Below are 13,685 nucleotides of genomic sequence, written 5' to 3' on the forward strand. Positions count from 1 at the left end.
TCCCCGCACCCTCGGCGCCCGACGGCGCTCCGCTCAGCTCACTGCTTCAATGCCCGCCGATATAGGCGAACTTGAAGAGGAACACGGCTGCGATGACCCAGACCATCGCATGCACTTCCCGTGCCCGGCCGGTGCACAGCTTCAGCACGGCGTACGTGATGAAGCCGAAGGCCAGGCCGTTGGCGATCGAGTAGGTGAAGGGCATCGCCAGCGCGGTGACCGCGGCCGGGATCACTTCGGTGGTGTCTTCCCAGTCGAGCTCGACCAGGTCGCGCAGCATCAGGCAGCCCACGAAGAGCAGCGCCGGCGCGGTGGCGTAGGCCGGCACCGAGCCCGCCAGCGGCGAGATCATCAGGCACGCCAGGAACAGCAGCGCCACCACCACGGCCGTGAGACCGGTGCGGCCGCCCGCCTGCACGCCCGCCGCGCTTTCCACGTAGGCCGTGGTGCTCGAGGTGCCGAGCAGCGAGCCCGCGAAGATCGCGCCGCTGTCGGCCAGGAGCGCCTTGTTCATGCGCTCCATCTTGCCCGGCACCAGCAGGCCGGCGCGCTTGGCCACGCCCATCAGCGTGCCGGTGGCGTCGAACATCTCGACCAGAAAGAAGACCAGCACCACGTTCAGGATGCCGCCCTTCAGCGCGCCCAGGATGTCCAGCTGCATGAAGGTGGGCGCGATGGACGGCGGCGCGTCGAACACGCCGTGGAACTTGTTGCCGCCGAAGAAGAAGGACAGCACCGTCACGGTGATGATCCCGATCAGGATCGCGCCGCGCACCTTGAGCTTGTCGAGCGCCACGATGATGAGGAAGCCCAGCGTCGCAAGGATCACCGGCGCCGAGTGCAGGTCGCCCAGCGTGACGAAGGTGGCGGGCGAAGCGGCCACCACGCCGGCGCTCTTCAGGGCGATGAGCGCCAGGAACATCCCGATGCCCACCGTGATCGCCGTTCGCAGCGACTGCGGTATGCCCTGTATGAAAAGCTCCCGAAGCCCCGTGACCGTGACGATCAGGAACAGGCAGCCCGAGATGAAGACCGCGCCCAGCGCCACCTGCCACGTGTAGCCCATGCCCAGCACCACCACGTAGGAGAAGTAGGCGTTCAGGCCCATGCCCGGCGCCATGGCGATCGGGTAGTTGGCATACAGGCCCATGATGAGCGTGCCCAGCGCCGCGATCAGGCAGGTGGCCACGAAGACCGCGCCCTTCGGCATGCCCGCGTCGCCGAGGATCGACGGGTTCACGAAGATGATGTAGGCCATCGTCAGGAAGGTGGTGAGCCCCGCGATGACTTCGGTGCGCACCGTGGTGTTGTGCGCGTCGAGCTTGAACAGGCGTTCAAGCAGACCCGAGCCGCTTGCGCTGCCCACAGCCGCGCGCGGGCGCGCGGACTCGACATGCCCCGGCGCGCGGGGCTCGGCGCCTTTCGGCGCCTGTTCAAACGTACTCATTCGCTTGTCTCCAGCTGTTGTAGTGGCGGTTTCATCGTTGACCCCGCTCACGACGCCGGCGCGAACGGGGTTTTCTCAGGGATCCGAGGTTTCAGGTGCGGCGGGCGGGCGCGCCGTGGCGCCGGATACGCCGGACACACCGGGCATGGCGGAGATAGGAGGCCGCAGCGACGCCGCCACCTCCTTGATGCATTCGCGCAGCCAGCGCGCCGAGCTCGACGAATGCGTGCGTTCGTGCCAGAGCTGGTAGTACATGAGCCGCGGCAGCGCCACCGGGCATTCGAGGATCTTCAGCGGCAGCCGCGAAGCGAAGCGCTCGCAGTACTGGCGCCCCGTGGTCAGCACCAGCAGGCTGGAGGCCACCATGTCCGGAATGAGCCCGAAGTGCGCGCAGCGCGCCGTGATGTTGCGCTGCCTGCCCAGCTCGTCGAGCATCTGGTCGATGATGCCGCGCCCGCCCGGGTGCATGGGCGTGGGCGCGATGTGCTCGGCCGCCAGCCAGGTCTCCAGGTCCCAGCCGCGGCGCACCGCCGGATGGTCCTTGTTGACCAGCGAGACCACGTCGTCCCCGAAGAGCCGCGCCATGTGCAGGTCTTCCGGGGGCTTGAGCCAGTTGCCGATCACCAGGTCGACCTGTCCGAGTGCCAGGTGCCCGTGGTAGTCGGAGTCGGGCGAGAGCGCATGGATCTCGATCTGGCACAGCGGCGCGTCGCGCTTGACCTGCGCCACCAGCATCGGCAGGAAGAGCGGGTCCATGTAGTCGCTGGCGGCAATGCGGAAGGTGGTGGCCGCCGACTGCGGATCGAAGCCGCGCGCATCCGAGAACAGCATCTCCGCCGCGCGCAGGATGCTGGCCGCCGGCTCGATCATGCGCAGCCCCGCGTCGGTCGGCACCATGCCCGAACCGGAGCGCACCAGCAGCGGATCGCCCGAGAGCTCGCGCAGCCGCTTCAGCGCCGCCGAGACTGCCGGCTGGTACATGCCCAGCCGGATGGCCGCCCGCGAGACGCTGCGGTCGGTCAGCACGGTGTGCAGAACCCGGATGAGATGAAGATCGATCTTGTCGAAAAGCGCCTGGTCTCTCATGGCTGTTCACACCTTTCCTGTCTGTGCGAACAGTAATACAGCGCGACATTTGGCGAAACCGGGTGTGGGGAGGGTGCAGCTCGGACCGTGCGAGCACGGCCCGTCGTCATTCGGCCGATGCCGCCTGCACCACCGTGATGGCGCGAAGGATCGACTCGCTCGTGGCCGGCGCCTTCAGCGGCGGATCGACCTTGTGGTCGCCCGCGGCCGACACCGCGTCGCGGATCGCGAAGAACACCGAGAACGGCAGCAAGAGCGGCGGCTCTCCCACCGCCTTGCTGCGGTGGATCGAGTCCTCGAAGTTCTGGCCCTCGAACAGGCGCACGTTGAACACCGGCGGGCAGTCGTTGGCCGTCGGGATCTTGTAGGTGCTGGGCGCGTGCGTGGTGAGCTTGCCGCTTTGCGGATGCCACACCAGCTCCTCGGTGGTGAGCCAGCCCATGCCCTGGATGAAGGCGCCCTCGACCTGGCCGATGTCCACCGCCGGGTTCAGCGACTTGCCCGCGTCATGCAGGATGTCGGCGCGCAGCAGCTTCCATTCGCCGGTGAGCGTGTCCACGATCACCTCGCTCACCGCCGCGCCGTAGGCGTAGTAGTAGAACGGGCGGCCCTGCATCTTGTCCTTGTCCCAGCTCAGGCCGGGCGTGGCGTAGAAGCCGTCGGACCACAGCTGCTTGCGGTCGAGGTACGCCTCGCCCACCACGGTGCTGAAGGCCAGCGACTTGCCGTTGACCTCGACCTTGTCGTTCGCGAAGCGCACTTCGCTCGCCTTGCCGCCGTGGCGCTCGGCCGCGCAATCGGCCAGGCGCTCGCGGATCTGGCGGGCGGCGTCCTGCGCGGCCTTGCCGTTCAGGTCGGCGCCGGTCGATGCGGCCGTGGCCGAGGTGTTCGCCACCTTGGTCGTGTCGGTGGCCGTGACGCGCACGCGCTCGAAGCTCACGCCCAACTCGTGCGCCACCACCTGTGCCACCTTGGTGTTGAGGCCCTGCCCCATCTCGGTGCCGCCGTGGTTCACGAGGATCGAGCCGTCGGTGTACACGTGCACCAGCGCGCCGGCCTGGTTGAAGTGCTTCACGTTGAACGAGATGCCGAACTTCAGCGGCGCCAGCGCCAGGCCGCGCTTGAGCACCGTGCTCTTCTTGTTGAAGGCGGCGATGTCCTCGCGCCGCGCACGGTAGTCGCTGCTTTGCTCCAGCTCGGCCACGAGTTCGTGGACGATGTTGTCGGTCACGGTCTGGCGGTACGGCGTGACGTTGTTCTCCGCCTTGCCGTAGAAGTTGACTCGCCGCACGTCGACAGGGTCGCGCTTCAGTTCGCGGGCCACCGAGTCCATGATGTTCTCGATGGCGATCGCGCCCTGCGGGCCGCCAAAGCCGCGGAAGGCCGTGTTGCTCTGCGTGTTGGTCTTGCCCGAGAAGCCGTGCATGGCCACGTTGGGCAGCCAGTAGGCGTTGTCGAAGTGGCACAGCGCGCGCGTCATCACCGGGCCCGAGAGGTCCGCCGAGTGGCCGGCGCGCGAGACCATCGTGATCTCCGCGCCGAGGATGCGGCCTTCGTCGTCGAAGCCGACTTCGTACTCGTACCAGAAGCAGTGGCGCCGGCCCGTGACCATGAAGTCGTCGTCGCGGTCCAGCCGCAGCTTCACCGGGCGCTGCAGCTGCCGTGCCGCGACGGCCGCCACGCAGGCGAAGAGCGCCGACTGCGACTCCTTGCCGCCGAAGCCGCCGCCCATGCGCCGGCATTCGACGTGCACCTCGTTCGACTGCAGGTGCAGCGCATGCGCCACCAGGTGCTGCATCTCGCTCGGATGCTGCGTGGAGCAATGGATGTGCAGAGCGCCGCCTTCCTTCGGAATGGCATAGCTGATCTGGCCTTCCAGGTAGAACTGCTCCTGCCCGCCCACGTCGAAGGTGGCCTTGTGGCGATGCGGCGCATTGGCGATGGCGGCGCGCACCGCTGCCTCGTCGCCCTCGTTGGCGGCACCGCCGCTGCGCACGATGTGCATCGGCGGCACCACGTACTGGCCGCGCTCGTGGGCGGCCTGCGGCGTGAGCACGGGCGGCTGCGCCTCGATGGTCAGCGCGTCCTTGGCCTTCGCGGCGGCACGGCGGGCGGCGTCGCGCGTCTCGGCGATCACGGCGAACACCGGCTGGCCGAGGTAGCGGATCTCGCCGCCGTCGTTCACCGGCAGCAGGATCGGGTCGTCGTGGATGATCGAGCCGCAGTCGTTGGTGCCCGGAATGTCGTCGGCGGTGATGACCGCGACCACGCCCGGCATCGCGCGGATGGCGTCCAGCGAAATCGCCGTGACGCGCCCGTTGGCCGCAGGCGAGAGCCCCAGCGCGCAATGCAGCGTGCCCGTGAGTTCGGGAATGTCGTCGATGTAGGTGGCCTCGCCGGCCACGTGCAGGTGCGCCGACTCGTGCGGGCGGCTGATGCCCACGCGCATGCCGCGCTCATGCGCCAGCGCTTCGGCGCCCACGTCGATGCGCGCAGCGGTGTTGGTCAGGTAGTCGGCAAATGCCTCGGCGGGCTGCAGCAGGCGGGCGTCGATGGGTTTGTTCATGGTCAGACTCCTTCCGCAGTCGCATTGACGGCATGGGGCATCACGCTCCAGACGCTGGTTTCCTCGATGGACAGCGCCTCCTCCGCCCGCGTTTCGAGCCAGAGACGCTGGATCAGGTTCTGCGCCACCAGCAGCCGGTAGTCGGCCGATGCGCGCATGTCCGACAGCGGCTTGAAGTCCTGCGCCAGCGCGAGCCTGGCAGTGGCGACGCTGGCCTGCGTCCACGGCTTGCCGACCAGCGCGGCCTCGGCGTTAGCGGCGCGCTTGACCGTCGCAGCCATGCCGCCGAAGGCCAGGCGAACGGCCTTCACCGTGTCGCTGCCCGATTCGAGCTCGATGGCGAAGCCCGCGCACAGCGCCGAGATGTCGCAGTCGAAGCGCTTGCTGATCTTGTAGGCACGCACCTGGCGGCGCATCGCGGCGTGCGGAATGGCCAGCCCCTGGACGAACTCGCCCGGCTGAAGCTGGTTCTTCATGTAGTCCAGATAGAACTCGGGCAGCGGCATGCGGCGCACGACATCGCCGCGGCGCAGCTCGATCTGCGCGTCGAGCGACATCAGCACCGGCGGCGAATCGCCGATGGGCGAGCCGTTGGCGACGTTGCCGCCCATGGTGCCGGCATGGCGGATCGGCGGCGAGGCGAAGCGCAGCCACACCTCGGCCAGGCTGGGCACGCGCTCGACCAGCGCCGCGAAGGCGGATTCGAGCGAGGCGCCAGCGCCGATGTAGAGCTCACCCTTGCGGTCTTCGATGGTCTTCATTTCGGCCACGTCGCCCACGTAGATGATGTCGCCCAGGTCGCGGAACTGCTTGTTGACCCACAGGCCCACGTCGGTGGAGCCGGCCAGCAGCTGCGCGCGCGGCTTCTGCTCGCGCAGGGCGGCGAGCTGGGCCAGGGTCTTCGGGGCATGGAAGTGGTCGATGCGCGCGCCCAGCGGGGCGGCGTAGTCGAGGCCGTCGTTCTTCAGGGCGGTGAGCGCGGCCACCACGGGCTTCGTGTCGAGGCGCACCGAAGGCAGGTCGAACATGCGCTGGCCTGCGTCGAGGATCGGACGGTAGCCGGTGCAGCGGCACAGGTTGCCCGAGAGGTCGTCGGCCAGCTGCTGGCGCGTGGGCTGCGTGCCTTCGGCCTGATGGTGCTCGTAGGTGGCCCACAGCGACATCACGAAGCCGGGCGTGCAGAAGCCGCACTGGGAACCGTGGCAGTCGACCATGGCCTGCTGGACGGGGTGCAGCGTGTGCACCGGGTGCTTGCCGTTGCTGCCGCTGAGCGTCTTCGGCAGGCACTGCGCCTGCGCCTTGAGGTCTTCGACGGTGAACAGGGCCTTGCCGTGCAGCGTGGGCAGAAACTGGATGCAGGCGTTGACGGTCTGCAGGCTCAGGCCATCGACGGTGCCGGGGACCTGGGGGTCGGCGGCCAACTCGCCGATGACGACGGTACAGGCGCCGCAGTCGCCTTCATTGCAGCCTTCCTTGGTGCCGGTGCAGCGGGCGTCCTCGCGCAGCCAGTCGAGCACTGAACGGGTCGGGTGGACGCCGGTGACGTCGACGATCTTTCCGCGATGGAAAAAGCGGATCGGTTGAATCTTGCTGCTGCTGTCGGTGCTCATGCTTCTTGGGCTCGTGGGCGACCCCTCGTGGGTCAGTCATGGACGTTAGCGGCTTGTCCGGCGTCTTGCATACGCAGGTGCCCATAACGCGTATGTGGGGGCCGGTATGCCACGTACGGGGAAACCCTTGCGTGGAGGTTGCAATTCCCGGGCCACCCGGCGATTCTCGGTGCGGCCGCGGCTCGCGGCCGGCGGCGCTCAGCGGTGCGCGATGGCCACCCAGGCAGTGGCGACCAGCGTCGATCCCGCGACCGCGAGCAGCCCGCCGACCAGCCACTTGAGCGTGCGCGGCGGCAGCTTGTTGGGCAGGCGATGGTGCAGCCGCGTCACGCCGTAGACCACCGGCATCGCGCATCCGGCCAGCAGCGCCGAATGCCACGAGAAGTGCCCCGTGGGCACCACGATCACCAGCCGCACCAGCGAGTTGAACGCGAACATCAGCAGCAGCGCGCGGCGCACCAGTTCGCGGTCCAGCGGCTGGCGGTACATGTGGAACACGATGGGCGGCCCCGAGCTGGAGAAGAGCCCGCCCAGCACGCCCGACAGCCCGCCGATGACGGCGAAGCTCGCGCGCCCCGAGACCGCCGGCAGCGGCCTGGCCTGCAGCACCAGCAGCACCGCGCAGCCCAGGATCGATACGCCCAGCAACCCGCGCAGCCAGTCGACCGCGCCGCCGCTGAGCCACGTGAGCAGCACGAGGCCCACGATCACGCCCACCGTGCTGCCGTTGAGCGCCGGCTTCATGAGCTGCCAGGGCACCACGCCCGGCCGGGCGCGGAAATACGTCCACGCGTTGATGAGGCTCAGCACCGTGGCCGCATTGGCCGTGTCGCTCACGCTGGCGACATGCAGCACCGACACCAGCCCGAGCAGGATCAGGCTGAACGCGAAGCCGGTGAGGTTCTGCGCGTAGGTGGCCAGCGCCACGCAGGCCATGAAGACCAGCACGGGGCCGGCCTGGGAAAGAATCTCTTGCACGGGCTGCTCGCTCAGATTGCGGCGGCAGGCGCGGGACGGAAACGGAATGCGTGGGGGAAAGAGGGAGACGGAACGGACATTCGGGGAGCGATCAGGGCGGCGGGAAGCGCGGGTAGCAGGGAAAGGCGCCTGCCCCGAGGATAACCCCGCCCCCGGACCGGGGCCCGCTCAAGGCTTCTCGGAGAACAGCTCGACGATGACCTGCCGCAGCCAGCGGTTGCCCGGATCGGACTCGAAGCGCTTGCTCCAGTGCAGCGACACCGTGAAGTCGCGCAGCGGAAACGACGGCTCGACGATAGCGTAGCCCCCCTCCTCGGCAAAGCCGCGCGCGATGTTGCGCGGCATCACCACTGCAAGGTCGGTCGCGCGCACGATGGCCGGCAGCACCATGAAGTGCTCGGTCGTGAGGCGCAGCCGGTCTTCCAGGTTCAGCAACTGCAGGATGCGCAGCGTCTCGGCGTGCGTGCGCACCGCCACGTAGTCGAGCTCCTGCAGGGCCTCGAGCAGCACCTGCCCGCTGCGCCTGCGCTTCACGAAGGGGTGGTCCTTGCGCAGCAGCACGATGTAGCGGTCCTTCAGCAACTGGGCGCGCTGCGTGTCCTTCACGCCGGGCAGGAAGCCGAAGGCGAAGTCGACCCTGCCGCTGTCGAGGCCGGTCGCCACGTCGCCCGCCGCCAGCGGCATGGTCTCCACCCGCACGCCCGGCGACAACTCGCGCAGCCGCGCCATCAGTGCCGGCAGGAAGCGCCCCTCGCCGATGTCGCTCATGTGGATGCGGAAGGTCTTGCGCGACACCCGGGGCTCGAAGCGGTCGGGCTCGTGCAGCGCCTCTTCCAGCGTGGCCAGCGCCGACTGCACGGCAACCGCGAGCCGGTCGGCGCGTGGCGTGGGGGCGACACCACCGGGGGCGCGGGTGAAGAGCGCGTCCCCCAGCAACAGCCGCAGCCGGGTCAGGCCGTGGCTGGCCGCCGGCTGGGTCAGGCCCAGTGCCTCGGCCGCCCTGCTCACGCTGCGCGCCCGGTAGACAGCGTCGAAAAGCCGCAGCAGGTTGAGGTCGACCGTCTCGATATGCATTGGATTCATATTGGATAGCTTGCTCATTTTATTGAGGTATGGCGCCCCGCCGACCAAACTCCCGTGTTCCCTCTCGGCCCCCAGAACAAAGAGACACGATGGAAGTTTCATTCAGCAAGGAAGTGGAAATGCTGCGCCTCGGCGCGGGCGACACTTTTCACGGCGAGGGCATCCTCGCGATCACCAAGGGCCTGCTGCAGTCGGGCGTGGCGTATGTCGGCGGCTACCAGGGCGCGCCGGTGTCGCACCTGCTCGACGTGATGGTCCAGGGCAAGGCCTACATGGACGAGCTCGGCGTGCACGTCGAGGCATGTTCCAACGAAGCCTCGGCCGCCGCGATGCTCGGCGCCTCCATCCACTACCCGCTGCGCGGCGCGGTGACGTGGAAGTCGATCGTCGGCACCAACGTGGCGGCCGATGCGCTGTCGAACCTGTCGTCACCGGGCGTGACCGGCGGCGTGCTCATCGTGGTGGGCGAGGACTACGGCGAAGGCGCGAGCGTGATCCAGGAGCGCACGCATGCCTACGCCCTCAAGTCGAGCATGTGCCTGCTCGACCCGCGCCCCGATCTCGGCGTGATGGTGCGTATGGTGGAGGAAGGCTTCCGCCTGTCGGAAAGCTCGAACATGCCCTGCCTGATGGAGCTGCGCATCCGCACTTGCCACGTGCGCGGCAGCTTCGAATGCAAGGACAACGTGCAGCCCGCCGTGTCCACCCGCTCGCTGATGGACGAGCCGGCCAGCTTCGACTACATGCGGCTCGCGCATCCGCCCGTCACTTTCCGGCACGAGAAGCTCAAGGGCGAGGCGCGCATTCCGGCCGCGCGCAGCTACATCGCCGAACACAGCCTCAACGAGCTGATGCCCGGGCGGCGCCACGCCGACCTCGGCATCGTGGTGCAGGGCGGGCTCTACAACGCGCTGATCCGCAGCCTGCAGCAGCAGGGCTTGGCCGATGCCTTCGGAGAGACGGACATCCCGATCCTCGTGCTCAACGTGACCTATCCGCTGGTGCCCGAGCAGGTCGCCGACTTCTGCGTGGGCAAGCGCGCGGTGCTGGTGGTGGAGGAAGGCCAGCCCGAGTACATCGAGCAGGACATCGCCACGCTGCTGCGCCGGCGCGACATCCAGACGCCGCTGCACGGCAAGGACATGCTGCCTTCGGCGGGCGAATACGGCGTGGAAGTGCTCTCTGGCGGCATCGGCGCCTTCGCCGCGAAATACATCGAGCCGGGCGAGGCCTCGTACTCGGCGCAGGCCTGGCTGGCGGGCAACCGCGAGCGCCGCGAAGCCGTGGCGCGCCGGCTGAGCACGCCGCTGCCCAACCGGCCGCCGAGCTTCTGCGTCGGCTGCCCGGAGCGGCCGGTGTTCTCCGCCCTCAAGCTCGCGCAGCAGGAAACGGGGCCGGTGCACGTGGCGGCCGACATCGGCTGCCACGCCTTCGGCACCTTCGAGCCCTTCTCGATGGGCCACTCGATCCTCGGCTACGGCATGAGCCTCGCGAGCCGCGCGGGCGTGGCGCCGATGATGAACCGGCGCACGCTCTCGATCATGGGCGACGGCGGCTTCTGGCACAACGGACTGCTCACCGGCGTGCAGAGCGCGCTCTTCAACGGCGACGACGCGGTGCTGCTGATCTTCAAGAACGGCTACACCTCGGCCACCGGCACGCAGGACATCATCTCGACGCCCGACGACGAGATCAAGGAACGCGCCGAGGACAAGCAGCAGAGCCTGGTCGACAAGAACCAGACCATCGAGGCCACGCTCAAGGGCCTTGGCGTGCAGTGGATGCGCACCGTGACCACCTACGACGTCGAGCGCATGCGCAAGACGCTGACCGAGGCGCTCACCAGCGACTTCAACGGCCTGAAGGTGGTGATCGCCGAGGGCGAATGCCAGCTCGAGCGCCAGCGCCGCATCAAGCCGTGGATCGCCAGCCTGCTGAAGAAGGGCGAGCGCGTGGTGCGCGTGAAGTACGGCGTGGACGAGGACGTGTGCAACGGCGACCACGCCTGCATCCGCCTGTCGGGCTGCCCCACGCTCACGCTGCGCGACAACCCCGACCCGCTGAAGGTGGACCCGGTGGCCACGGTGATCGACGGCTGCGTGGGCTGCGGCTTGTGCGGCGCCAATGCGCATGCGGCCACGCTGTGCCCGAGCTTCTACCGGGCCGAGGTGGTGCAGAACCCGAAGTGGCATGAGCGACTTTTGCACGGGCTGCGCGGTGCAGTGGTTCGCGCATTGCAACCGGCATGAGGGGCGAGGAAACCATGGAACATAACCGCCCCATCACATTGCTCGTCTGCGCCCTCGGCGGCGAAGGCGGCGGCGTGCTCACCGAATGGCTGGTCGACACCGCGCGCCATGCCGGCTACGCGGCGCAGAGCACGTCGATTCCCGGCGTGGCGCAGCGCACCGGCGCCACCACCTACTACATCGAAGTCTTCCCGGTGCCGCTCGCGCAGCTCGGCGGACGCCGCCCTGTGTTCAGCCTCAGCCCGGTGCCGGGCGCGCTGGATGCCATCGTCTCCTCGGAGCTGCTGGAAACCGCGCGCCAGATCGGCAACGGCATGAGCGCGCCGCAGCGCACGCTGGTCATCAGCTCCTCGGCGCGCATCCTCACCACCGCGGAGCGCATGGTGCCCGGCGACGGCCGTGCCGATGCACAGCGGCTGCTCGACGTGGTGAAGGCCTTCAGCCGCGAGCACCATGTGTTCGACATGAACGCCATTGCGCGCGAGAGCGGCACGGTGGTCAGCGCGGTGATGCTCGGCGCCATCGCGGGCAGCGGCCTGTTCCCGTTCCCGCGCGAGGCCTACGAGCACGTGGTGCGCGGCGGTGACACCAGCGCGCCCGAGAAGCTGGGCAGGATGGCCGCCGCCAGCCTGCGCGGCTTTGCATCGGCCTTCGACGCGGTGAATGCCCCGCGCGCGCAGGCCGCCTTCGTGAGCAGCGTGATGGCCGGCGACACCAACGACGCGCCGCCACCGGCCGCCGCCCTGCCCGCCGACCTGGCGCGGCGCTTTCCGCCGGCCGTGCACGACATGCTCGCGCTGGGCCATGCCCGCGTGCTCGACTACCAGGACGCGGCCTACGCCTCGCTCTATGCCGAGCGGCTCGGCCGCCTGCTCGACGCCGAGCGCGCCGCCGATCCGGCCGGCGCGCGGGGCTTCGCCATCACCCGCGAGGCCGCGCGCTGGCTCGCGCTGTGGATGGCCTTCGACGACATCGTGCGCGTGGCCGCCCTCAAGGGCCGCGCCAGCCGGGCGCAGCGCGTGCGGCGTGAGGTGCGCGCCGGCGAGGAAGACCTCGTGAAGGTCTACGACCACTTCAAGCCCGGCGCGACCGAGTTCGCGGCGCTGCTGCCGCCATCGCTGTCGCGCCGCGTCACGGCATGGGACCGTGGCCGCCAGTCGCGCGGCCTCGCGCCGTGGGCGCTGCCGCTGAAGGTGGGTAGCCACTCGGTGCTGGGCATGGCCTCGCTGCGGATGCTGGCCTCGCTGCGCTGGCTGCGCCGCAGGGGCAGCCGCTTCGCGGAGGAGCAGGCCCTCATCGAACGCTGGCTCAAGGCCGTGGAGGCGGGCACGCGCGAGACCTGGGCGCTGGGCCACGAGCTCGCGCTGTGCGGGCGGCTCATCAAGGGCTACGGCAGCACCAACGAACGCGGCAAGCACAACCTGCTGCACGTGATCGACGAGCTCGCCGGTCGAGGCGCGCTGCCCGCCGCCGCGCGGGCCACGGCCATCGGGGCGGCACGAGAGGCCGCGCTGGCCGACGAGGGCGGCAAGGCGCTCGACGCCACGCTGGCCGCGCACGGCGCCGCGCCGAGGCCGGTGCAGGCGCAGCCGATCCGGTGGATGAAGCGACCGCCGTCGGTCAAGGCCTGACGGAGCCGGACGAGACGCAACGAAATAAAAAAAATGGAGACAAGACCGATGACCCACCCCGCCCTCCCCTGGCGACGATGCCTGCTGTGCCTGGCCGCTGCCGCCGTGCTGGCCCCGGCGCATGCGAACAACACGAACAACTGGCCCGCCAAGCCGGTCAAGGTGATCGTCAACTTCCCCGCGGGCGGCGCCGCCGACCAGATCGCGCGCGCCATCTCGCAGCCGCTGCAGGAGTCGCTCAAGCAGCCGGTGGTGATAGAGAACCGCGCAGGCGCGAACGGCAACCTCGGCGGAGAGGCGGTGGCACGCGCGCCGGCCGACGGCTACACGCTGCTGATGAGCTCGGGCGGCATGGTGTCGGTGAACCCGCACCTCTATTCGCGCATGAGCTTCGACCCGGCGAAGGACCTCGTGCCCGTGGCTGCCGCCGCGCGCGTGCTTGTGTTCCTGGTCACGCGGCCCTCGCTGCCGCCCGCGAACGTGAAGGAGTTCATCTCGTACGTGAAGGCCAACCCGGGCAAGCTGACGTACGGCTCGCCGGGCAGCGGCAGCTCGCCGCACCTGGCGGGCGAGATGTTCAAGACACAGGCCAATCTCTTCGCGCTGCACGTGCCTTACCGTGGTGCCGCACCCGCGCTGCAGGACCTGCTCGCCGGCCAGATCGACTACGCCTTCGACCCCGGCATCGCGCTGACGCAGGTGCGCGCGGGCAAGCTGCGGCTGCTGGCCGTGGGCAGCCCGAAGCGCTCGCCGCTCTTTCCCGACGTGCCCACGCTCGACGAAGCCGGCCTGCGCGGCTTCGACGCAGACACCGTGTTCGGCTTCTACGCTCCGGCGGGTACGCCGCCTGAAGTGGTGGCGCAGCTCAACACGCAGATCAACCGCGCGCTCGCACTGCCCGCCGTGCAGGAACGCATCGCGTCGATCGGCGGCGAGGCGCAGCCCGGCTCGCCCGCGGCATTCCAGCAGCGCGCGGCAGCCGATTCGCAGCGCTTCGGCGCGCTGATCCGCGAGCGCCGGATCGCGGCGGACTGA

The 13,685-nt window shown here is 69.2% G+C and carries 9 protein-coding genes; 3 read left to right on the forward strand and 6 right to left on the reverse strand.

The features are described from left to right. Positions 1 to 46: 46 nt before the first annotated feature. The 6 genes from SFB74_RS23830 to SFB74_RS23855 form a co-directional block, all read right to left on the reverse strand. Positions 47 to 1,447, reverse strand: coding sequence for an NCS2 family permease (locus tag SFB74_RS23830; RefSeq protein ID WP_126024316.1), 1,401 nt, complete (start codon positions 1,445 to 1,447; stop codon positions 47 to 49). A gap of 75 nt (positions 1,448 to 1,522) precedes the next feature. Continuing rightward, on the reverse strand, positions 1,523 to 2,533 hold the full coding sequence (locus tag SFB74_RS23835) for a LysR family transcriptional regulator (RefSeq protein ID WP_432726783.1): 1,011 nt from the start codon (positions 2,531 to 2,533) through the stop codon (positions 1,523 to 1,525). Positions 2,534 to 2,639: 106 nt separating this feature from the next. Next, complete coding sequence (gene xdhB / locus SFB74_RS23840) at positions 2,640 to 5,099, reverse strand: xanthine dehydrogenase molybdopterin binding subunit (RefSeq protein WP_432726784.1); 2,460 nt, start codon at positions 5,097 to 5,099, stop codon at positions 2,640 to 2,642. 2 nt (positions 5,100 to 5,101) lie between these two features. After that, positions 5,102 to 6,709 (reverse strand): xanthine dehydrogenase small subunit, encoded by a 1,608-nt coding sequence (xdhA, locus tag SFB74_RS23845; RefSeq protein ID WP_432726785.1) that lies wholly within the window; start codon positions 6,707 to 6,709, stop codon positions 5,102 to 5,104. 198 nt (positions 6,710 to 6,907) lie between these two features. Beyond that, positions 6,908 to 7,687: a TSUP family transporter gene (locus tag SFB74_RS23850; protein WP_432726786.1), complete on the reverse strand. Its 780-nt coding sequence runs from the start codon at positions 7,685 to 7,687 to the stop codon at positions 6,908 to 6,910. A 168-nt stretch (positions 7,688 to 7,855) separates the two neighbouring features. Next, positions 7,856 to 8,770, reverse strand: a complete 915-nt coding sequence (locus SFB74_RS23855; protein WP_432726787.1) for a LysR family transcriptional regulator — start codon at positions 8,768 to 8,770, stop codon at positions 7,856 to 7,858. Between the two features lie 89 nt (positions 8,771 to 8,859). Here SFB74_RS23855 and SFB74_RS23860 point away from each other — a divergent pair, with 89 nt between their 5' ends. The 3 genes from SFB74_RS23860 to SFB74_RS23870 are packed head-to-tail and all read left to right on the forward strand — an operon-like array spanning position 8,860 to position 13,685. Next, positions 8,860 to 11,019 carry a thiamine pyrophosphate-dependent enzyme gene (locus SFB74_RS23860; protein ID WP_432726788.1) on the forward strand — a complete coding sequence of 720 codons (2,160 nt, stop codon included), beginning with the start codon at positions 8,860 to 8,862 and terminating at the stop codon, positions 11,017 to 11,019. Between the two features lie 14 nt (positions 11,020 to 11,033). Further along, positions 11,034 to 12,650, forward strand: a complete 1,617-nt coding sequence (locus SFB74_RS23865) for an indolepyruvate oxidoreductase subunit beta family protein (RefSeq protein WP_432726790.1) — start codon at positions 11,034 to 11,036, stop codon at positions 12,648 to 12,650. Positions 12,651 to 12,698: 48 nt separating this feature from the next. After that, positions 12,699 to 13,685 (forward strand): Bug family tripartite tricarboxylate transporter substrate binding protein, encoded by a 987-nt coding sequence (locus SFB74_RS23870; protein ID WP_432726791.1) that lies wholly within the window; start codon positions 12,699 to 12,701, stop codon positions 13,683 to 13,685.

This window comes from Variovorax xiamenensis, assembly GCF_050916385.1.
Lineage (GTDB): Bacteria > Pseudomonadota > Gammaproteobacteria > Burkholderiales > Burkholderiaceae_C > Variovorax.